The following is a 20,451-nucleotide window of genomic DNA, read 5'->3' on the forward strand; positions in this document are numbered from 1 at the left end:
CTCGGTCAAGAGCACCCGGCGAATGTCGCGGTGGCGACGGCTGCCGTGGCCGGCCATCGGGTCAGCGGCGGTGGGGCACCGAGGAGCGGGGTACCCAGTGCAGGAAGCGGGTGGCGAGCAGGGCGGGGTGGACGTCCGGCAACTGTTGCAGGGCGCGGGTCAGGTGGCCGCCGAGGTAGACCATCAACCCCACCCGGTCACCCCGGAACCCGATCAGCAGCGCCAGCCGCGCGTCCCGGCACGGCCAGTCGTCGCCGCAGGCTCGGCACCGGTACGACGGATGTCTCGGCACGTGCCGCCGCCAGCGCTCCTCCGGGCCGATCACCGCTACACCCGGCCGGCACTCTCGGTCCGCCGCGCGCGTTCCGTCCGCCGCGCCGCCCGGCCACTCCACATCGGATCACGCGTGTTCCGTGCCCTGGCCCGAGCCGGCAGCACCGAAGACACCGACGGCAACGGTGACACGGGCGGCAATGGCGGAACCACCGGCGCATACGGCATCGGGACCAGCTCGACCGAGTCCGGGCAGCGCCAGCGGAATCCGCACCGACAGTAGCGCCAGAGACGCCGCCAGTCCCGTCGGTGCCGCAGCCGTGGACAGGCCAGAGCGCCGGCCAGACGCCGGTAGAGGCTCCTCATCACGTACCTCCTCGGGTGGTTGGAGGGGAGCCGATCTCAGTGGGGGGAGCTGAGACCGGCTCCCGGCGCGAGTTCCACCCGGGCGCGAGGCGGTCACCGAGCGGTCCTGCTGCTGCCACTCTCGGTGCCCCCACAAGCGCCATGCAACGGTCTAAGCTGATGCATCCCGCGCTAGTCGTCCCTTTTTCACAATCCATCGGAAACGGTCCCAGGATCGATCGACTGATTGCTCCAACTTGAGACAGGAGGTCCGGCGATGACGGATGTGGGGTCGTCCATCCCGCGCAGGCAACTGGGCCGGATCCTGAGGCAGGCTCGCGAGCAGGCCGGCCTCTCGCTGGAAGCCGCCGGCACCGACCTCGAGTGGTCACGCTCCACCATGTACCGGATCGAGGGTGGCCAGGCCGCCGTCAAGGCGCGGGACGTCGAGGCGATGTGCCGGCTCTACGGCACCTCGGACGAGATGACCGAGGCGCTGAAGAAGCTCGCCGCCGAGACCAAGGCGAAGGGGTGGTGGCACGCCTACGGCGACACCCTGCCGGCCTGGTTCGAGCTGTACGTCGGCCTGGAAGCAGCCGCCTCCCGGCTCCGGCACTGGCAACCCGCCAGCATCCCCGGCCTGCTCCAGACCAGGGAGTACGCCGAACACCTGCTGCGGTCACACCCCGACATCCCGCCCCGCGAGGTCGGCCGGCTGGTCGAGGTGCGGATGGAGCGCCAGCGGATCCTGACCCGGAAGAAGCCCGAGCCACCGCGCCTGGACGTGATCGTGGACGAGGGGGTGCTGCGCCGGCAGGTCCCGGGCATGGGCCGGCAGCTCACCCACCTGCACACCCAGGCCGCCGAAGGGGTGGCGAGCGTCCGGGTCGTCCCGCGATCCGCGCCGCCGAGCTTCGCCCTGACCGGCGGGCAGTTCATCATCCTGGAGTTCCCGTCGATCGGGCTCCGGACTCCCGAGCCCACCACCGTCTACAGCGAACTGCTGACCGGCGCCCTCTACCTCGACAAGCCGGCCGAGGTCGCGACGTACGCTAAGGCATGGAGGTCGCTCGAAGAGGTGGCGCTCGATCTGTCTCGGTCGGCCGACCTGATTGCCGCGATCGCCAAGGAGATGAGCGATGACTGACCAGTCCGGTGCCGAGTGGCGCAAGTCCCGCCGCAGCAACGGGTCGGGCGGCGAGTGCGTCGAGGTCGCCGACAACCTGCCCGGCGTCGTGCTCGTCCGGGACACCAAGGACCGCGAGGGTGGCACCCTGACGTTCGCCCCGGCGACCTGGCGAGCCTTCGTCGACTTCACGAAGCGGGCTCCGGTCGAGGGATGACGGGGGCCGGGGTGGGTACCCGATCGGGATGAAGACGTCCACCCTCGTCGGGACCGGGCTGGCGACCGCGGCCACCGCCGCCGCCGGCTCGATCGCCACCGACCCGAACTCCGCCTGGTACCGGTCGCTGGACAAGCCGGCATGGCAGCCGCCGCCGGTGGCGTTCCCCGCCGTCTGGACCCCGCTCTACGCCTCGATCGCGTTCGCCGCCGCCCGCGCCCTGGACGCGACAAGCAGTGCCGCGCAGCGTCGCGGGCTTCGCCGGGCGTACGCGATCGATCTGGTCCTGAACGCCGGTTGGACCGCGCTCTTCTTCCGGGCCCGCCGGCCCCGGCTCGCCCTGGCCGAGCTGGTCCTGCTGAACGCCGCCAACGCCGCACTGCTGCGCCGGGCCTGGCGGGCGGACCGGGTGGCCGGGGCCACGCTGCTGCCCTACCTGGCCTGGACCGGCTTCGCCACCGCCCTGAACACCGCGATCGCGCTCCGCAACCCGGGCCGCTGACCCGGGCCGCTGACCCGGGCCGCCGAACCGAGCGCTGAACTGGTCGGAACCGATCGACGGCTGCCCGGCGTACCAGGAATTGGGCAGCGGGGGCCGGCACGGCCCGGCATCGGGTATGGTTCGCTGCGTGACGCGGTCGTATCGATGGTTTAGTCAGCCGGCTCAGGAGCCGGTGACTCGGCCATGACCTGACGTCACCAGAATCCAGCAGAGCCGGCTGAAGCAGGGACATCGTCCCTGCTTTTTCCATGTGACCAGCCGGCTCGGCTCCCGGGTGCCGGCCCCGGGGCGGCGGTCGGCAGACAGGGAGCCTCGACGATGACCACCACCGGAATGGGCCGGGTCAGCGACCAACGCATCGACCGGGTCGTGCCGCTGACCACCCCGGCGCTGCTGCACCACGAACTGCCGCTGGGCGAGGCGTTGGCCAGCGCCGTGCTGGACGGTCGACGATCCGTCGCCCGGGTGCTCGACCGGGCCGACGACCGGCTGCTGGTCGTGGTCGGGCCGTGCTCGGTGCACGACCCGGCGGCGGCCCTGGACTACGCCCGACGGCTGCGGGAGGCGGCGGCCGAGCACGCCGAGGACCTGCTGGTGGTGATGCGGGTCTACTTCGAGAAGCCGCGCTCGACCGTCGGCTGGAAGGGCCTGATCAACGACCCGGGGCTGGACGGCTCCGGCGACGTGAACGCCGGGCTGCGGGCCGCCCGCGCGCTGCTGCTGGACGTACTCCGGCTGGGGCTGCCGGTCGGCTGCGAGTTCCTGGACCCGATCACCCCGCAGTACATCGCCGACACGGTGGCCTGGGGTGCCATCGGCGCCCGTACGGTGGAGAGCCAGGTGCACCGGCAGCTCTCCTCCGGGCTCTCCATGCCGATCGGGATGAAGAACCGGCCGGACGGCAGCGTCGGCACGGCGGTCGACGCGATCCGGGCGGCCGGGGTGCCGCACGTCTTCCCCGGCATCGACGTCTCCGGCGCTCCGGCGATCATGCACACCCGGGGCAACGCCGACTGCCACCTGGTGCTGCGCGGCGGCCGGGGCGAACCCAACTACGACGCCGAGTCGGTGACGCAGTCGCTGGCCCTGCTCCGGGCGGCCGGGCTGCCCGAGCGGCTGGTGATCGACGCGAGCCACGACAACAGCGGCAAGGACCACCGCCGGCAGCCGGTGGTCGCCGCCGACGTCGCCCGGCAGATGGCCGACGGCCAGCGCGGCATCGTCGGGGTGATGCTGGAGTCGTTCCTGGTGCCCGGCCGGCAGGACCTCGACCCGACCCGGCCGCTGGAGTACGGGCAGTCGATCACCGACGCGTGCCTCGGCTGGCCGGAGACCGAGCAGGTGCTGGCGGAGCTGTCGGCGGCGGTCCGGGCCCGGCGGGTGGCGGCGCCGGCCGGTAGCTCCCACTGACCTGCGGGTTCGGCGAGCCGGCGGCGGGGTCGGCGGCGGGTGGTCCGGGCCGCCGTCGACACCTGCGGGTGTGACGTAGCAGTCAGTTGCGGGATCCACCGCGACGCAACCGTGCTGTTCGGTGCGGCGTCTGGATCAATAGGGCGAAAGGCGCGCGTACGGTTGTGCTCGCGCCGGCCGCCCCGCCCGCGACCTGCTCCGATCACCCAGAGGTTCACGCGATCATGCCGAAATCCCGTCGACGCGGCCTGACCAAGGCCGGCACCCTGCTCACCTGCGCCCTGCTCGCCGGAGTGGTGGTCGCCGGGGCGGCCTTTCCGGCGGTGGCGATGTCCGGGCTCGCGGCGAAGGCCGGAGCCGACTCGTTCCAGGACCTGCCGACCGAGCTGACCGTGCCGCAGGTGCCGGAGGTGACCCAGGTCTTCGCCGCCGACAACAAGACCCTGTTGGCAAGGTTCTACGACGAGAACCGCCAGGACGTCGGGCTCGCCGACATCGCCCCGGCGATGCGGAACGCCATGATCGGCGCCGAGGACCACGCCTTCTACCGGCACAACGGGGTCGACGTCAAGGGCTTCGTCCGGGCGATCGTCTCCAACTTCACCGGCAACTCCCGGCAGGGCGCCTCGACCCTGACCATGCAGCTCGTCCGGATGTCGATCACCTACGGCGCGACCGACCCGAACGACGTGGTCGCGGCCAGCGAGGACACGAACGCCCGGAAGCTGCGCGAGATGCGGCAGGCGGCGGCGCTGGAGAACAAGCTCGGCAAGGACGAGATCCTGGAGCGCTACCTGAACATGGCCCCCTTCGGCCACGGCACGTACGGGGTGGCGGCGGCCAGCCGGTTCTACTTCGGCAAGGAGCCGAAGGACCTGACCGTGCCGGAGGCGGCGATGATCGCCGGGCTGGTCAAGTCGCCGAGCTACTACGACGCGCTCGACACCGAGGGCCCCGGCTACGACCGGACCGTGCAGCGCCGCAACTGGGTGATCGAGCAGATGAAGGAGATCGGGGCGATCACCGAGGCGGAGCAGGCGGCGGCGCTGGCCACCCCGCTCAAGGTCAAGGGACAGCGGCCGACGAACGGCTGCACCAGCTCGCTGCACAACGACTGGGGCTTCTTCTGCGACGCCTTCTACCGCTGGTGGATGGATCAGGAGGCGTTCGGCGCCACCTCCTACGACCGGGAGCGGCGCCTCAAGGGCGGCGGGTACCGGATCGTCAGCACCCTCGACCCGGTGGTGCAGCAGGCTGCCTACAAGAACGTGCAGCAGTACCTGCCGACGGGACGGAAGGACGCCCTGATGGTGGCCGCCGTCGAGCCGGGCACCGGGCGGATCCGTGCGCTGGCCACCAACCGGACCTTCGGGCTGGACGACCCGACGAAGCCGAAGAACCCGATCTCCAGCAACCCGAAGCAGGCGGACGCCGGGCTGCGGGCCAGCTATCCGCGTACCACGAATCCGCTGCTGACCGGCGGCGGCGGGGTGCACGGCTACCAGGCCGGATCGACGTTCAAGATGTTCACCATGGTGGCCGCGCTGGAGCAGGGCTACCCGCTGAGCCTCAGCTACAACGCGCCGAACCGCTACCCGTCGAAGTACACGGCGGCGGCCGGCACCGAGTCGGCCTGCCCCGGCACCGAGCGGTGGTGCCCGAGCAACGACAACGAGGGCATGGCCGGGATGCACGACATGTGGAGTGCGTTCGGCCGCTCCGTCAACACCTACTTCGTACCCCTGGAAGAGCGGGTCGGGGCGGCGAAGGTGGTCGACGCGGCGCAGCGGCTCGGCATCCGGTTCCGGGAACCGGGCGAGGCGGCCGTCGCCGCCGACCCGGCCCAGGCGGACGGCTGGGGCTCGTTCACCCTCGGCGTCTCGGCCGCCACCCCGCTGGACCTGGCCAACTCGTACGCCACACTGGCCGCCGACGGCCGGCACTGTGAGCCGATCCCGGTGCAGGAGGTCAAGGACCGGGCCGGCACGGAGCTGGACATCGCCAAGCCGCGCTGCGACAAGGCGGTCGACCCGGAGGTGGCTCGGGCGGCGGTCGACGCGGCCCGGTGCCCGGTCGGCGACCAGTCGGCGTACGGCAGGTGCCGTGGCGCGACCGAGGCGGACGCCCGCCGGGTGGTGGGGCACCCGGTCGCCGGCAAGACGGGTACCACGGACAGCGACCGGACCGCGTCCCTGGTGGCCATGACCACCACGCTCTCGGTCGCCGGCATCATGGCCAACCCGGACTGGCCGGAGACCACCACGGACATGGACCACGACAAGGTCAACCCGGCGGTGTACGAGACGCTCGCCGACGCCATGAAGGGCAAGCCGAAGAAGAACTTCCCGAAGCCGACCGAGAAGCTTGTCTACGGGGACCAGCGGTCGGTGCCCTCGGTCACCTGCCGCCCGGTCGACGAGGCCAGCACGACGCTGCGGAACGCCGGCTTCAAGGTCGAGGTGGACCCGAACCGGGTGGCCTCGAACTGCCCCGCCGGTGCGGTGGCCGGCACCGACCCGTCCGGCCGGACCGTGGCCGGCGGTGTGGTGATGCTCCGGGTCAGCAACGGCCAGGCCGCGGCGGACGGTCCCGGCAGCGGCCGGTCCCCGGGCGGCGGCGCGGCCGGGGAGACACCGGCCGACCGGCCGGGCCGGCGCGGCTGACACCGGGTTCCGGGCGGCAGGCCGGCGCCGGCGGGGGCCGGAGATGGTTACGCCGCCCATGGCGAGGCCATGGGCGGCGCGGTGTCGGTGTGCAGGTCGCCTCTCGGCGAGTGGCACGACGCGGCTCCAGCCGGACGGTATTCCGCGAGGGCAATAGGGTGAGGCCCGGGGACACTGGACACACCGACAGTCCTAGTCAACCTCGGATCCGGGTCCGGTGTTCCGTACTCGGTCGTGACGCACGTCACGCCCACTGGCCCGAGTACGGGACAGGTCGTTTGGGCGATTCGGCACCGGGTAGCTGATCAGGCGTGACCGACCCAGCGAACCCGGCCGACCCAGCGGATGCGGCCGACGCACCGGATGCCGCCGACGCACCGGATGCCGCCGAGCCGGCCGGGCCGGACGGCTCGACCAGTCCGGAACTCGACGCGCTGCTCGACGACATGTACTCCGGCCAGGAGCGGGTCACGCAGTCGGAGATCCAGCGCCGGGCGGTCGCCGCCGACGTCTCCGCCGAGCTGCTGACCAGGATCACCGCCCTTCCCGAGGGGGAGTACGCCGCCGACGAGGTCGCGGACCTGCTCGGCGGCAGCAGCGGCTGACGGGGTGGGTCACGCCGGCCGACGGCGACCGGAACGCCGGCGCGGGCCTGTCGTCCCGCCAGGATCAGACCAGGATCAGCGAGGAGAGCACTGATGACCGAAGACGACCGGCAGGCGCGGGGCCGCCTCGCTCCGCTCGGCCAGGCACCCGGCGAGACGGATCCGCAGGGCGACCCGGACTTCACGAACGAGCACGACAAGACGGCGGTGGACGAGGAGATCATCACCGACAGCGACACCGAGCGGGAGCCGGAGTCCCCCCGGGGCTGGTCGGGCATGCAGCGCTGAACCAACCCGGCCGGGCAGCGGCGCACCGCCGCGCCGCCTGCCGACCCTAGTGGGGGCGGGAGGCGGCGCGTTGCGCGACGGCGTAGCCCATCTGGAGGAAGTCGGAGGCGGCCACCGCGGTGAAGGCGGTCGCCACCAGCCGGGTCAGTCGGGGTGCGAGCACCAGGCCACCGGTCAGTCCGGTGGCGACCCAGACCGCCAGGCAGAACGGGCAACTGAGCAGCTCGCCGACGGCGTGCTTGGTCGAGCTGCCCTGGTCGCGTACCTGCTCCATCACCTCGCCGCTGCCGATCGGCCGGTCGTACCGGGTGAACGGCGCCCGCAGCGGGCTGGTCACGGCATCCTTGGAGAGCAGCCGGCTGAGCTTGTGGGTCGCCACCGACAGCAGTACGACATCGGCGGCGCTCGGCCGGTCCGGAGCCCGTCGCCCGGTCGTCTTCGCCGCGGTGGCCAGTGCCAGTGCCACTCCGGCGTAGGTGCCCATCGCCGCCAGGTAGCCGCCGAGCGGCCGGTGCTCGTCGGGCGCGTACGCCTTGCGCAGCCGCGCCACCCTGTTCCGTACGTTCATCCCGCCTCGTTCCGCGTCGCGACTGCTCCGCACCTTCGCCAGTGGTTGTCCGTTCAGCCCGCGGTCAGGTTGTCGTCGACCTCCCGGGCGAGGTTGGCCAGCGACTCGTCGGCGATCTCGTCCAGTCGCCGCTGCGCCGGATCGGCCGCCAGTTCGAGCCGGGCGACGGCTCCCCCGGCGTCGACCGGGGACACCTCCAGTTGGGCCGACCAGTCCGACGACCCGGTGTCGCCCCAGCTCGCCCGCAGGCCGTCGGCGAACAGTTCCGGCCCCGGCCGGCCCTCGGCGCGCAGCGGCTCGGGCAGCCAGGCCGAGACCCGGTCCGGGTCGGTGGCGGTGCTGAAGACCACCTCCGGCGGGGCGGAGAAGCCGCGTTCGGCGCTGGCGCTCACCATGCGCCGTCCCGCAGGCGGCTGGGATCCACCTCGCGGCCGGGGTGTCGGGTCAGGTATTCGGTCTCCAGTTCGGCGGTACGCCGCAGGTGGTGGCCGAGCGCGGTGTCGGCGGCGTGCCGGAGGGTGTCCAGCCGGGTCCGGTGCAGGCTGTGCATCTCCCGCAGCAGGTCCTCGTCGCTCAACTCGGCCGGGTCGACGCCGAGCACCTCTTCCTCGGCGGCCACGAAGTCGCTGGCCGTGCCGCCGTGCCGGACCGGGTCGCCGTCCCACTGGCCGACCCGCTGCTCGGGGCTGGTGTCGGTCGGCAAACCGGCGCCGACCGGAGAAAACTCGTCGTGACGGACTGATTCGGACATCGTCGCCCCCGATAGCTCGTTTGGGTTGACGACTAGACGGTTGCCCAAACCGGGCACCGCCAAACCCGGCGCCGCGCCCACCCCGGGGCGGCCGACACTACGACGCCGCGTCGGAGACGGCGCCCGGCTCCCGGTACCCTCGTGGGCATGAGACGGCTGTGCACACCGGCGTGGATCGTGCGCCACGTGCTCACCGTCGCACTCGTCGTCGGCTTCCTGGCCCTCGGCTGGTGGCAGATCAGCCGGGCCCTGAACGGCAACGCCCTGAGCTGGGCGTACGCCGTCGAGTGGCCGATCTTCGCCGGGTTCGTCGTCTTCCTCTGGGTGCGGGAGGCGCGGTACACGCTGCGCGGTGGCCGGCCGCCGAGGGCCGAGCCGGCCGCCCCGCCGCCGCGCCCGACGACCCCGGGGGTACGCCGACCGGTGCGCGCGGCCCGGCCACGGCTGGCCGCCGGTGGCCCGGAGGACCCGGCGCTGGCCGAGTACAACCACTACCTCGCGTGGTTGAACGCCAATCCGGGCGCTCGACCCGCCGACTATCCCGGCCTGGGCCGGCAGCAGGAAGGATGAACCGTGGGCGCAGCCCTGACCCGCTTCCGTGTGGTCGCTTACGTCGTCGGCGTCGTGCTGATCGCGCTCGTCGTGGTGGGCATGCCGCTCAAGTACCTCTGGGACGACCCGGTGGTGGTCGAGACGATCGGCCCGGCGCACGGCTTCCTCTACATGGTCTACCTGCTGGTCACCTTCGACCTGGGGCGCCGGGCGCGCTGGCCGCTGGGCCGGATGGTGCTGGTGATGCTCGCCGGGACGATCCCGTTCGTCTCGTTCTTCGCCGAGCGTGCGGTCACCCGGCAGGTACGCGAGCCGGAGCCGGTGGCCGGCTGAGCCGCTCGCCGGGGCGGCTGCCGGTGGGAAGCCGCCCCGGATTCGATTGTTCGACCAAATATCTGTGCGATATGTGCGGTCACGCGGTCCGGTCGGGGTCGCCGACCGGGCCGGAACGTGAATGAATCACGTCGTAGGGTCCGGCTTCACGCTTGGCGGAGCCCGGTCACGAATGCCCGCCAGGCAACCGTGCCGAACAGCAGCGACCGCGCGGGATCGACCGAGTCACGGACGGCTGCGCCGCGCCCGACCCGAGCCACCTCGACACAATGCTGCGATTCGCATCGACTGCTCTTCCGCCAGTCGAGCTCGGCGGAACCAGTCTGTGACATGCACCCTCCCCGGCACTAATACTGTTGCGGCAGATGCCGCGACAACGGACAGAGGCTACCCGTCGCCCGCCATTCCGCACAGCCCGGAATACCCGCGATTATGATGCGATGTAGACAATGGACACGACCGGTGATGACGTCGTCGCGGCAAGCACGGACGCTGGTGGAACTCAGCCCTCCCGTGTAGCCTGCACAAAAGTCTGGCAATCTGGCAGCTGGCCGGTAGCCAGGTGGCAGGTTGCCGGGATCGGAATCAGCCGAATCGACTCCTCGCTCGGCCGCCGGGGCGCCGTTCGAAGGGAGCATTCGGCGATGACTACGGCATACGGCCCGACGGTGGGTCGCCGCAAGCTTCGCTCGGCGATCCGACGGGCCCGGGAAGCCGCCGGGTTCACCCAGGAACAGGTGGCCCTCGCGATGGACTGGTCACTGTCCAAGCTGATCCGGATAGAGGCGGGATACGTCTCGATCTCCACAAATGACGTCAAGGCGCTGCTCGACCACTATCAGGTGCGCGACCCGGATCAGGTCGCCGAACTCGTGCAGTTGGCCCGGGTGTCCCGACAACGCACCTGGTGGTCGCAATACCGTGACGCGGTCCGGCCCGCCTATTATTCGTACATCGGGTTGGAGGCGGAGTCTTCGGAACTCTATTTCTACCAGTCCGTCGGTATGCCCGGGCTACTCCAGACAGCGGCGTACGCGCAGGCGGTGCTCAGGACGACAATTCCCAAGCTGGACGATCCCGACGAGGCACGGGCCTCCGTCACCCTGCGCCTGCGCCGTCAGCAGGAATTGCTCGGCCGGACCGATCCGCCGAAAATCGTCGTGGTCTTCGACGAGGCGGCACTGCACCGGCAGACCGGTGGCCCGGCAGTGATCCGGGAACAACTCCGGCATCTGGTCGAACTCGCCGAGTCCGGTCGGATCACCGTCCAGGTACTGCCGTTCACCTCCACGATCTACACCCCGCTCGGCCAGTTCGTGATCGTCCGCTTTCCCGCCGAGGAGGACGCGGACGTCGTCTACCTGGAGAGCACCGGCCTGGAGGACGTGATCGACGATCCCGACGCGGTGACCGCACACCTGCGTACCTTCACCGGGCTCCGCGAGGCGGCGCTGACTCCGGCCGACTCCCTGCGCCGGATCGCCGAGATAGCCGCCGCCCTCGCCGACTGAGGCGTCGACCGCCGCGCACCGCCCCCGGTTACGACATCGGCTCGTAGGGGGTGTCCGAGGCGGGTGGATAGGCCAGCCCGCCCAGCCGGGCGGCTTCGCGGGCCCGGATCAGCGACCGGGTCACCTGACCGAACTGCCGCTCGTGGTCGGAGCTGAACAGCAGCACCATCTCCCCCCGGTACCGCCCCCACAGCTCGTACGCCGGTGGCCGCCACCGGTGGCCGGCCAGGGCGAGTCCGACCGGCACGAAGGCCGCGAGCCCGAGCCCGGCGTACGTGCTGGCGGGAAGCCGGTGGAGGTCGCCGGTGTAGCCCAGCGCCACTCCGATGCCGACCAGCACGGCGGCGGTGACAAGTACGGCGCGCAGCGTCAGTCGGTCGTGTGGCCCGCGCGCGGTCTGCAGGTGGGTGAGTTCGGAAAGTGAGAACTTGCGGCCGGCGACGACGAACGCCTCGTTCGTGATGCGTACGCCGGGCGCCCGGTAGATGTCGACCGGGCGGGGGCGGGACGCTCCAGATACCTCGAATGACTCGTCTAGCAGGTGGGCGGGAGGGCGAGTAGGCTCCATTCTTGCCTCCAACGGCTCCTGAGGCGGGCTGCTCTGGATGGTTCGAAGATCGGCATCTGGTGGCAGCCGGATGCCGATCGGCTCCCACGTTCATTGTGCGAAGGGCGCACCAGCGGAGTCGAAGGATGCAGACAGCCACCTGGCAGTTTTCCAGGCGGCAATCCGACCACTGGCGACACTCTGCCCAATTGCGTGATGGTTTGTTCATACTCAGTGCCGGCCACCATCCGCCAACACCGACGTATCGGGCGAAGGGCCGGCGAGCAGCCGAGCAGTCGCGCCAGCACCCGCGATCATCACTGGCGGATCGGGTCCGCCGCACGGTGAGTGATCACGACATTCGGGCTATCCGGCACCACCGTCACATCCCGCCCACCGACCACTGTCGGCAGTTCCGGTCCCGGACTACGTTGAGACTGCCGGGCCCGGTCGTCAGTCATCCCTCTGCGGTGACGCCGTCCCGGTGCCACCGCCCGACAGGCGCCGTTCCGGTGCCACCGCCTGCGACACGGCGCCGCCCGGCGCCACGCACGGAGAGCGGTCGCGGTGGCGCAGGGCCGCCGCGACCAGTCGCGGCGGCGCACGGAAGAAGGGTTCTGCACACGTTGTTACCGGTGCGGATCCTGCTGCGTAGCCTCGTCGTGGCCGGCCTCTCGGCGGCACTGCTCGCCCCGACGACGGCGGCCCGGGCCGAACCGTCGGTCGGCGAGCTCACGCAGCGGATCAACAAGGCCTCCGCCGAACTGGAGAAGGTCGTCGAGTCGTACAACAAGCTGAACGAGGAGATCAAGGAGAGCAGGGCCGCCGCGGCCACCCTCGGCGCCCGGATCGAGCCGCTGCGGCAGCAGGCGGACCAGAGCCGGGCCGAGGTGGCCGAGCTCGCCACCCGGGCGTACAAGCTCGGTGGGTTGAGCACGGCGAGCGCCCTGTTGAGCCCGGGCGAGGGCAGCAGCCTGATGAACCGGCTCGGTGCGCTGGAACAGCTGGCCCGGGACCGGGACCGGCAGATCGCCGGGTTCGACGCGACGCAGCGCCGGTACACCGAGGAGAAGGCCCGGCTCGACACCACACTGGCCCGGCAGACCGCGCAGGCGAAGCAGCTCGCCGCCGGCAAGAAGCGGATCGAGGGCGAGCTGGCCAAGCTCTACGAGATGCGCCGCGAAGCGTACGGGTCGGCCACCTCCGCCGGCAGCCGGTACACCGGCAGCGTCCCGGCGGTCTCCGGCAAGGCCGGCGTCGCCGTCCGGTACGCCTACAACGCGATCGGCAAGCCGTACGTCTGGGCGGCCGAGGGGCCGAACGGGTACGACTGTTCCGGGCTGACCCTGGCAGCCTGGAAGGCCGCCGGGAAGTCACTGCCGCACAACGCGGCGATGCAGTGGAACAAGGTGGCCCGGATCGGCCGAGGCGAGCTGAAACCCGGCGATCTCGTCTTCTACAGTGGACTCGGCCACGTCGCGCTCTTCGTCGGCGGCGGGAAGGTGATCCACGCCCCCCGGGCCGGCGAGAGCGTCAAGCTCGCCAGCGTGGACATGATGACCCCGTACGGCTACGGACGCGTCCGATAGCCCGGGAACCGGCGGCGTCCCGCCGGCTCAACCCGACACCGCTCGCGCGCCGGACCGGCCGGTCCGGCGCGCGAGCGCGGTACGGACCAGCACGTCCAGCAACTCCGGATAGTCCAGCCCGGCCGCCTGCCAGATGCGCGGGTACTGCGAGACCGGAGTGAAGCCGGGGAAGGTGTTGACCTCGTTGAGCACCGGGGACACCCCGTCGTGGAGGAAGAAGTCGACCCGGGCCAGCCCGGCGCAGCCGAGCGTCCGGAACGCGCGTACCGCGAGGTCGGCAAGCTCGGCCGCGACCGCCTCGTCGAGCCGGGCCGGGATCTCGAAGACGGTCTCCGGATCGTCGTACTTGGCGTCGTAGTCGAAGAACGGCCGGTCGCCGGTGACCCGGATCTCCAGCGGCGGACCGACGTCGAGCCGGCCGTCGGGCCGTTCCAGCACCGCCAGGTCGATCTCCCGGCCGGGCACCGCCGCCTCGACGAGCACCTTCGGGTCGCTGGACCGGGCCCACTGGAGCGCCGCCGGCAGTTCGCTCCACTCCGTCACCCGGGTCACCCCGAGGCTGGAGCCGGCCCGCGCCGGCTTGACGAAGACCGGCAGGCCGAGCCGGCGCAGTTGCGCCTCCGGCGGCATCCCCTCCGGGTCGGTCGGCCGGGACACCACCGCGTCGGCCACCGGGATCCCCTCGGCGGCGAGCAGCTTCTTGGTGAACTCCTTGTCCATCCCGGCGGCACTGGCGAGTACGCCGTTGCCGACGTACGGCACGCCGGCCAGCTCCAGCACCGACTGGAGGGTGCCGTCCTCGCCGAGCGGGCCGTGCAGGGCCGGGAAGACCACGTCGAAGGTGGCCAGCCGTCCGACCGCCTCGAAGACCCCGACCGGTGCCTCGGTGCCGAAGACCCACTGCCCGGTACGCGTGACAAGCACCGGTTCCGGCCGGTAGCGGGCCCGGTCCAGGTTCCCCAGCACGCTCGCCGCCGAGTGGCGGGAGACCTGGTGCTCCCCGCTGCGCCCGCCGGCGAGCACCGCGATCCTGATCGGTGACTCAGACATTTACCCGCTCCCGTCCGCTGTGCCGCCCGGCCCGCACCGGCAGGTACCGCCGGCCGACCCGGGCACCGATCCCGGTGAAGATCTCGTGTGGGTTGGTACCGGCCCAACCGGCCCAGTCGGCGACCGTCGGCTCGCCCCGGTCGCCGGGCCCGAAGACCAGCACCTCGTCGCCGGTACGCACCGGCAGGTCACCGACGTCGACGACGATCTGGTCCATGGTCACCCGACCGGCGACCCGGCACCGGCGGCCCTGGATCCAGACCTGGGCGGCTCCGCCGGCGGCCCGGGGCACCCCGTCCGCGTAGCCGACCGGGACCAGCGCCAGCGTGGTCGGCGCGGCGGTGAGGTAGTCGTGCCCGTAGGAGATGCCGGTGCCCGCCGCGACCCGCTTGGTGAGGATCACCCGGGACCGCAGCGTCATCGCCGGCCGCAGCCCCACCGGCAGCTCCGGCAGCGGCTCCACGCCGTAGACGGCGATGCCGGCCCGGACCAGGTCGAAGTGCGTCTGCGGCAGGCCGACCAGGGCGGCCGAGTTCGCCAGGTGCACCAGGTCGGGCGTGAGCCCCTGCGCCCGGGCCCACGCCAGCGCCCGGCCGAACCGCCGCATCTGGGTGGTGTTCCGAGGGTCGGCCGGCGTCTCGGCGGCGGCCAGGTGGGACCAGACGCCGCGTACCCGGACCCGCCCGACGGCCTCGAAGCCGCGCGCCAGGCGGACCAGCTCGGGCCACTCGCCGTCCGGCGCCCCGTTGCGGGAGAGCCCGGTGTCGACCTTCAGGTGCACGTCGGCGGGTACCCCGGCCCGGCCCGCACCGGCGGCGATCCCCCGCAGGTGCCCGGCGGAGGCCACCGACAGGTCGATCCGGGCGGCGACGACCGGGGCGAAGTCCTCGTCCTCGCCGTGCAGCCAGCAGAGCAGCGGCGCGTCGATCCGGCCGGCCCGCAGGGTCAGCGCCTCGGCCCGGGAGGTCACGCCGAGCCACCGCGCGCCGGCCGCCAGCACCGTCCGGGCCACCGGCAGCACCCCGTGCCCGAACGCGTCCGCCTTGACCACGGCGAGCAGCTCCGCACCGGTCCGGCCGGCCAGGGTACGCACGTTGTGCGCGATCGCGTCGAGGTCGACCACCGCCTCCGCGAGGGGGGTCAGACTGCCTGCTCCGCCGAGTCTGATCACGTTGGGTGAGCCTAGGAGGGGGCTGTGCGGTTTTCGTGAAGGCGGAATGCGGGATCGGTTCGACAAGCACACCGACAGCCCTGGCCGGCAGCGGAGCCGGTCAGGCGCTAACCTGCCCGGATGACCCCGTCGGAGGCCAGGAAGCTCGCCGGTGCGGCGCTCGACCGCCTCGCCCCACACCTGCCCGAGGTCGCCTCGACCGGTGGCGTCGCCTCGACCGGTGGCGTCGCCTCGACCGGTGGCGTCGCCTCGACCGGTGGCGCGGCCCCGGCCGGACCGGCCGGGCGCCTCTACCGGCTGGTGGCGGAGCGGCTGGACGCCATCGACGAGTCCGAGGCACTGACCGAGCTGGTCCGGGAGCCCCGGAACAACTCACTCGTCAAGCGATTGCTGGGCACCGCCGCGACCGAGGATCCCGGCTGGGCCGCCGAACTGGCCGCCGCCGTCGAGGCCCTGCCGGCGGAACGATCGACGGGGCGGTCGGCGGAACGGTCGACACAACGGTCGGCGGAGAGGCCGATTGAGCGGTCGGTCACGGCCGGCTCCCCGGGCCGGGCGGCGGCACCGGAGCCCGGCGAGCCGGTCGGGGCCGCGCCACCGGAGCCCGGCGAGCCGGTCGGGGCGGCGGCCGGTGCCGTACCCGGATCGGGCGGTGATCGACGACCGCGCCGCTACGGTCCGTGGATCGCGCTCGGCGCGGTCGTCCTGCTGCTGGTGGTGGGCGGCCTGGTCGTCCGCGCGGTGCTCGGCGGGCTCAGCGACGCCGGTGGGCTGACCGCCGACTCCAGCTGTACGGAGTACCAGCAGGCTCCGCCCGAGGAGCGGGTCGCGGCGATCCGGCAGATCGGGTTGGCCAAGGGAATCTCCGGCGTCGACAGCCCGCTGGTGATGACGGCGGTGGACCAGCTCTGCGACACCCAGCCCTCGGCGCGGATCGGCGAGCTGGTCGCCCGCTTCGACGGTTGAGCCGGAGCGGTGCCGTCGACGGCTGAGCCGGAGCCCTACCGTCAGCCGGGCGGCCGTCCGTCGGCCCCGAAGCCGGTGAGGAAGGCGGTCCAGGCGGTCACCCCGAACCGGAGTACCGGCCCGAGCGTGTCCTTCGAGTCACGCACGGCGACGCCCGCACCGAGCCGGGCCACCTCCACGCAGTTGCCGCCCTCGCCGCCGGATCGGCGGCTCTTTTTCCAGGTCAGCGTCTCTTCGTCCGGCCGCATCCCGTCCGGCCCTCCCTCACGTCCAGAAGGCCGCCGTCTCCCTGAGCAGCCGCGCCGATTCTTTCCGCGACAACGCTGCCGCAACCAGGTGGTCGAAGGCAAGCACGAAGGAGGCGATCTGGGCCGGCTCGTCGATGTAGAGCGCGCCGGTCCGATGTTCGGTGTAGACGAGGCCCGGATCGGTGGGCTCGGGAAAGCCGAGGATCGCGAACGGCCGACCGAAGGCGGTGTACGCCGGACTGTTGAACCGGACCACCCGCAGCTCGACGTTGGAGCGCTCGGCCAGCAGCGCCAGGTGGCCGAGCTGGTCCCGCATGATCGTCGCGTCACCGACCCGGCAGCGCAGTACCGCCTCGCCGAGTACCACCCGCAGCCGCATCGGATCGTGCTCGTACAGCCGCCGTTGCCGGGCCAGCCGGAGTTCGACCTGCCGGGTGAGTTCCTCGGCCGGTGCGAGCGGCTGGGTGGCCCGGATGAGCGCCGCCGCGTACGCCTCGGTCTGCAACAGGCCGGGCACCAGATGCGTTTCCACGGTACGGATCTCGGTCGCCTCGGACTCCAGTCCGACGTACACCTCGAACCAGTCCGGGATGGCGCCCCCGTAGGTGACCCACCAGCCGCGCTGGGTCGACTGCTTCGCCAGGGTGGCCAGTACCTCCCGGGTGCGCTCGTCGGCCACCTGGTAGATGTCGAGCAGCGCGAGGACGTCCCGGGTCCGGGTGGAGTGCTTGCCCGCCTCGATCCGGGAGATCTTGGCGTCGGAACACTTCATCCGCTGGGCCACCTGTAGCAGGGTGAGCTGTTCCCGCTCGCGCAGGCGGCGCAGCTCGATGCCGAGCCGGCGACGCCGGGCGGTCGGACTGATCGGCACGGAGTCCTCCCCGAATTCCTCCGTCGGTACCTGGCACGCCGCCCGTCCGGTCACGGCGTTCCCTGCGACGCGAGCCGAACTCACTGTCGTGGTGCCGGTCACCCTAGTGGGCGCATCGGGTGCCGCGCCCGGCAGGCACCCACCGTCCGAACCCCGGAGACGACGAGCGGCCGGCGTCCCTGTCGGACGCCGGCCGCTCGGATCGGTCGATGGTGCCGGGTGCCTCGTCGGTGGTTGCTCGTCGGTGGTGCCGGGGTACTCCCGGAGGAGCGGCTCCTGGATCGCTCAGGCCGCCTGGAGCCCCTCGGCCCGGGCCAGCTCGCGCAGCCGGCCCAGCGCCTGGATCTCCAGCTGCCGGATCCGCTCCCGGGAGAGCGAGAACCGGGAGGCCACCTCGGTAAGCGAGTGCTCGCGACCGTCCTCCAGGCCGTACCGGGCGCGCATGATCCCGGCCGACCGGTCGTCGAGGTGGTTCAGCAGGCCCTCGATGCGCTGCCGCTCCAGGCCGGTGAGCACGATCTCCTCCGGCGACGGTGCGTCGCTGTCCGCGACCAGGTCACCGAGGTTGGTGTCCCCGTCGTCGCCGACCGGGGTGTCCAGCGAGACGGTGTCCTGCGACCAGCGGACCAGCTCGTGCACCCGCTCCACCGTCACGCCCAGCGCCGCCGCGATCTGCTCCGGCTCCGGGTCGCTGCCCAGCTCACGGGTGAGCTGCCGGGCCACGTTGCGCATCCGGTTGACGTCCTCGACCAGGTGCACGGGCAGCCGTACGGTGCGCTCCTGCTGCGCGATCGCCCGGCTGATCGCCTGCCGGATCCACCAGGTGGCGTACGTCGAGAACTTGTAGCCCCGCTCGTAGTCGAACTTCTCGACCGCCCGGACCAGACCGGTGTTGCCCTCCTGGATCAGGTCCAGCATGGGCATCCCGGAGCGGACGTACCGGCGGGCGATGGAGACCACCAGCCGGAGGTTGGCCCGGATGAAGAGGTCCTTCGCCCGCTCCCCCTCGACCACCAGTCGCTCCAGCTCCGCGCGGCTGACGCCGACCGGAAGCTTCTCCGACTCGACGAGGTGCTCGGCGTAGAGGCCGGCCTCGATGGCCTTGGAGAGGTCTACCTCGGCGGCGGCATCGAGCAGCGGTGTGCGGGAGATCTCGTGCAGGTACACGCCGACCAGGTCGCGCTCCTCGGCGACCTCGTCGGTCCGCATCACGATCTTCTTCTCCACGTTCCCCACGGTCCCCTCGTCGTTCCTCCCGGTGGCCCGGGTTCCTGCTCCTGCCATCCCCACGTTCATCAGCCCTCCCCGTAACCTCCGCTGTGCCCCGCGGTGCTGACACCTACACAACAGTTGAGACGCGTTAGGGATTCCATCTGGTGAGTCGAAAGTGTCACGAATGGCTGAGTAGTTGCTGAAAGCACGATCGACGTTTGCTGTCAGTCGTCCCGATCGGGTGTGCTGTTACCGGCGGTCACCGCAGCTTGGGGGGCCCAGGGCAGAAGGCCACCGGGTTATCGGACCACCCTCACACAACGACACACAGCGATGCACGTCACCAGGTTGCTGCGATTCTCGTCACGCCTCGTTCTACGCACGGCGCGGCCGGTCGGTTCATCCCGCCCGTCGGAGGGTTACCCCTCCGCCCGGTCAACAATCCGGAGCCCGACGATAGTCCCGGCCCACGCGCCGGTCCCCGCCCAGGCGTCGGTCCCCCGCCCAGGCGCCGGTCCCCGGCACGCGTCGGTCGTGGGCCGGCCGACGCCGGGGCGTGGTCCGGGTCAGCCGGCGAGCAGGGCGATCGCGCCGCGTACCTGGTTGGCGGAGCGGTCCAGCGCGGCCCGGGCGTCGGCGACGGCCGCACCGGACAGCAGCGACACCAGGGCCGCCTTCAGGTCACCGTCGGCCTCGGTCAGCGCGTGCCTGGCGACCTCCTCGGCGCACCCGGTCGCCTCCACGAGGATCGAGATCATGCGTCCCCGGAGTTTGGCGTTGGTGGCGACCATGTCGATCATCAGGTTTGAGTAGACCCGCCCCAGACGCACCATCACGGCGGTGGAAAACCCGTTCAGCACCAGTTTCTGGGCGGTCGCGGCCTTCATCCGGGTCGAACCGGTAACCACCTCCGGGCCGGTCTCGACCCCGATGAACACCGTCACCGACCGGGCCGCCGCGGCGCGCGGATCGGCACAGATCAGCACGGTGTCGGCACCGAGGTCCGTCGCGGCCCGCAGTGCACCGAGGACGTACGGGGTACGCCCGCTGGCGGCCAGCCCGACCACCAGGTCGCCGGGGCGTACGCAGCCACGCGCCTCCTCGGCACCGCCGGCCTCGTCGTCCTCGGCGTCCTCGACGGCCCGCCACATCGCGTCCGGCCCGCCCGCCAGATGGGCGCAGAACCAGCGGTCCGGGGCGTTGAAGGTGGGTGCCAGCTCGGCCGCGTCCAGCACGCCGAGCCGCCCGGAGGTGCCCGCGCCGAAGTAGTGCACCCGGTGCCCGGCCCGCAGCGCCGTCACCGCAAGCTCGACCGCCACCGCGATCTCGTCCAGCACCTTCGTCACGGCGGCCGGCACCCGCCGGTCGTCCTCGTTGATCACCTTCAGTACGTCCCGGACGGACAGCAGGTCCAGGTCGAGGCTGCGCGGGTTGCGCCGCTCGGTGGGGGAACTGACCCGGACCACCGCCCGCCGGTCCGGCTCACCGGCCACCGCCCGCCGGTCCGGCTCCCCGGCCACCGCCCGCCGGTCCGGCTCACCGGCCGCGCCACCGGCCGGGCCGGGGTCTCCGGTTCGTCCCGGCACACCGTCCGGTCGGTGGTCCGGCTCGGCCGGCGTCGGGTAAGCGGACCCCGCGCCGGAATCCGGACGC

Annotated in this window: 24 protein-coding genes; 12 read left to right on the forward strand and 12 right to left on the reverse strand. The window is 72.0% G+C overall.

Features of this window, described 5'->3' with window-relative positions; translation table 11 throughout:
- Nucleotides 1-61: 61 nt before the first annotated feature.
- On the reverse strand, nt 62-325 hold the full coding sequence (locus ACN28A_RS06440; protein WP_421393303.1) for a flavin reductase: 264 nt from the start codon (nt 323-325) through the stop codon (nt 62-64).
- 570 nt (nt 326-895) lie between these two features.
- Between ACN28A_RS06440 and ACN28A_RS06445 the strand changes: the two genes are divergently transcribed.
- The 7 genes from ACN28A_RS06445 (at nt 896) to ACN28A_RS06475 (ending at nt 7,429) form a co-directional block, all read left to right on the forward strand.
- The gene (locus ACN28A_RS06445; RefSeq protein WP_421393305.1) at nt 896-1,765 is read left to right on the forward strand and encodes a helix-turn-helix domain-containing protein; all 870 of its coding nucleotides are present in this window, start codon (nt 896-898) and stop codon (nt 1,763-1,765) included.
- A complete protein-coding gene (locus ACN28A_RS06450; protein ID WP_421393306.1) occupies nt 1,758-1,961 on the forward strand; it encodes a DUF397 domain-containing protein in 204 nt (67 codons plus the stop codon). The genes ACN28A_RS06445 and ACN28A_RS06450 overlap by 8 nt, the downstream gene beginning before the upstream one ends.
- A 28-nt stretch (nt 1,962-1,989) precedes the next feature.
- Nucleotides 1,990-2,463 (forward strand): TspO/MBR family protein, encoded by a 474-nt coding sequence (locus tag ACN28A_RS06455; protein ID WP_421393307.1) that lies wholly within the window; start codon nt 1,990-1,992, stop codon nt 2,461-2,463.
- Nucleotides 2,464-2,781: 318 nt separating this feature from the next.
- Nucleotides 2,782-3,873 (forward strand): 3-deoxy-7-phosphoheptulonate synthase, encoded by a 1,092-nt coding sequence (locus ACN28A_RS06460; RefSeq protein ID WP_421393308.1) that lies wholly within the window; start codon nt 2,782-2,784, stop codon nt 3,871-3,873.
- A 224-nt stretch (nt 3,874-4,097) separates the two neighbouring features.
- A complete protein-coding gene (locus tag ACN28A_RS06465; protein ID WP_421393309.1) occupies nt 4,098-6,536 on the forward strand; it encodes a penicillin-binding protein in 2,439 nt (812 codons plus the stop codon).
- 311 nt (nt 6,537-6,847) lie between these two features.
- Nucleotides 6,848-7,141, forward strand: a complete 294-nt coding sequence (locus tag ACN28A_RS06470; protein ID WP_421393311.1) for a hypothetical protein — start codon at nt 6,848-6,850, stop codon at nt 7,139-7,141.
- A gap of 93 nt (nt 7,142-7,234) precedes the next feature.
- The gene (locus tag ACN28A_RS06475; RefSeq protein ID WP_421393312.1) at nt 7,235-7,429 is read left to right on the forward strand and encodes a hypothetical protein; all 195 of its coding nucleotides are present in this window, start codon (nt 7,235-7,237) and stop codon (nt 7,427-7,429) included.
- A 46-nt stretch (nt 7,430-7,475) separates the two neighbouring features.
- On the opposite strand, the gene ACN28A_RS06480 is transcribed toward ACN28A_RS06475, so the two are convergent.
- Genes ACN28A_RS06480 through ACN28A_RS06490 form a run of 3 tightly spaced genes read right to left on the reverse strand, consistent with a single transcriptional unit; the run spans nt 7,476 to nt 8,748 of the window.
- Nucleotides 7,476-7,997, reverse strand: a complete 522-nt coding sequence (locus ACN28A_RS06480; protein WP_421393314.1) for a DUF1360 domain-containing protein — start codon at nt 7,995-7,997, stop codon at nt 7,476-7,478.
- A 53-nt stretch (nt 7,998-8,050) separates the two neighbouring features.
- Nucleotides 8,051-8,392, reverse strand: coding sequence for a hypothetical protein (locus tag ACN28A_RS06485; protein WP_421393315.1), 342 nt, complete (start codon nt 8,390-8,392; stop codon nt 8,051-8,053).
- Nucleotides 8,386-8,748: a DUF6158 family protein gene (locus ACN28A_RS06490; RefSeq protein ID WP_421393316.1), complete on the reverse strand. Its 363-nt coding sequence runs from the start codon at nt 8,746-8,748 to the stop codon at nt 8,386-8,388. The genes ACN28A_RS06485 and ACN28A_RS06490 overlap by 7 nt, the downstream gene beginning before the upstream one ends.
- Before the next feature lie 147 nt (nt 8,749-8,895).
- Between ACN28A_RS06490 and ACN28A_RS06495 the strand changes: the two genes are divergently transcribed.
- Nucleotides 8,896-9,318, forward strand: coding sequence for a hypothetical protein (locus tag ACN28A_RS06495; protein WP_421393318.1), 423 nt, complete (start codon nt 8,896-8,898; stop codon nt 9,316-9,318).
- Nucleotides 9,319-9,321: 3 nt separating this feature from the next.
- Nucleotides 9,322-9,633 (forward strand): DUF3817 domain-containing protein, encoded by a 312-nt coding sequence (locus ACN28A_RS06500; protein WP_421393320.1) that lies wholly within the window; start codon nt 9,322-9,324, stop codon nt 9,631-9,633.
- A gap of 146 nt (nt 9,634-9,779) precedes the next feature.
- Here the strand turns inward: ACN28A_RS06500 and ACN28A_RS06505 are convergent, their stop codons facing one another.
- Nucleotides 9,780-9,965 carry a DUF397 domain-containing protein gene (locus tag ACN28A_RS06505; protein ID WP_421393322.1) on the reverse strand — a complete coding sequence of 62 codons (186 nt, stop codon included), beginning with the start codon at nt 9,963-9,965 and terminating at the stop codon, nt 9,780-9,782.
- Nucleotides 9,966-10,277: 312 nt separating this feature from the next.
- Between ACN28A_RS06505 and ACN28A_RS06510 the strand changes: the two genes are divergently transcribed.
- The gene (locus tag ACN28A_RS06510; RefSeq protein ID WP_421393324.1) at nt 10,278-11,144 is read left to right on the forward strand and encodes a helix-turn-helix domain-containing protein; all 867 of its coding nucleotides are present in this window, start codon (nt 10,278-10,280) and stop codon (nt 11,142-11,144) included.
- A gap of 28 nt (nt 11,145-11,172) precedes the next feature.
- On the opposite strand, the gene ACN28A_RS06515 is transcribed toward ACN28A_RS06510, so the two are convergent.
- Nucleotides 11,173-11,712 (reverse strand): DUF6232 family protein, encoded by a 540-nt coding sequence (locus ACN28A_RS06515; protein ID WP_421393325.1) that lies wholly within the window; start codon nt 11,710-11,712, stop codon nt 11,173-11,175.
- Nucleotides 11,713-12,317: 605 nt separating this feature from the next.
- Here ACN28A_RS06515 and ACN28A_RS06520 point away from each other — a divergent pair.
- Entirely contained in the window at nt 12,318-13,280 is a 963-nt protein-coding gene (locus ACN28A_RS06520; protein WP_421393327.1) for an NlpC/P60 family protein, read from the forward strand.
- A 27-nt stretch (nt 13,281-13,307) separates the two neighbouring features.
- Here ACN28A_RS06520 and ACN28A_RS06525 read toward each other — a convergent pair whose 3' ends face one another.
- Together ACN28A_RS06525 and alr are read right to left on the reverse strand one after the other, a co-directional pair.
- Entirely contained in the window at nt 13,308-14,330 is a 1,023-nt protein-coding gene (locus ACN28A_RS06525) for a D-alanine--D-alanine ligase family protein (RefSeq protein WP_421393328.1), read from the reverse strand.
- Entirely contained in the window at nt 14,323-15,501 is a 1,179-nt protein-coding gene (alr, locus tag ACN28A_RS06530; RefSeq protein WP_421393330.1) for an alanine racemase, read from the reverse strand. Before alr ends, ACN28A_RS06525 begins: the two co-directional genes overlap by 8 nt.
- 120 nt (nt 15,502-15,621) lie before the next feature.
- On the opposite strand from alr, the gene ACN28A_RS06535 reads away from it, so the two are divergent.
- Nucleotides 15,622-16,467 (forward strand): hypothetical protein, encoded by an 846-nt coding sequence (locus ACN28A_RS06535; protein WP_421393331.1) that lies wholly within the window; start codon nt 15,622-15,624, stop codon nt 16,465-16,467.
- Nucleotides 16,468-16,508: 41 nt separating this feature from the next.
- On the opposite strand, the gene ACN28A_RS06540 is transcribed toward ACN28A_RS06535, so the two are convergent.
- The 4 genes from ACN28A_RS06540 to murQ all read right to left on the reverse strand — a co-directional run bounded on the left by ACN28A_RS06540 (nt 16,509) and on the right by murQ (nt 20,264).
- Complete coding sequence (locus tag ACN28A_RS06540; RefSeq protein ID WP_421393333.1) at nt 16,509-16,715, reverse strand: DUF397 domain-containing protein; 207 nt, start codon at nt 16,713-16,715, stop codon at nt 16,509-16,511.
- 16 nt (nt 16,716-16,731) lie between these two features.
- Nucleotides 16,732-17,586 (reverse strand): helix-turn-helix domain-containing protein, encoded by an 855-nt coding sequence (locus ACN28A_RS06545; RefSeq protein ID WP_421393335.1) that lies wholly within the window; start codon nt 17,584-17,586, stop codon nt 16,732-16,734.
- A gap of 285 nt (nt 17,587-17,871) precedes the next feature.
- The gene (locus ACN28A_RS06550; protein ID WP_421404194.1) at nt 17,872-18,870 is read right to left on the reverse strand and encodes a sigma-70 family RNA polymerase sigma factor; all 999 of its coding nucleotides are present in this window, start codon (nt 18,868-18,870) and stop codon (nt 17,872-17,874) included.
- Between the two features lie 494 nt (nt 18,871-19,364).
- Complete coding sequence (gene murQ / locus ACN28A_RS06555) at nt 19,365-20,264, reverse strand: N-acetylmuramic acid 6-phosphate etherase (RefSeq protein ID WP_421404196.1); 900 nt, start codon at nt 20,262-20,264, stop codon at nt 19,365-19,367.
- Nucleotides 20,265-20,451 lie beyond the last annotated feature (187 nt).

It is taken from the genome of Plantactinospora sp. WMMB782, assembly GCF_049179135.1.
Taxonomy (GTDB): domain Bacteria; phylum Actinomycetota; class Actinomycetes; order Mycobacteriales; family Micromonosporaceae; genus Plantactinospora.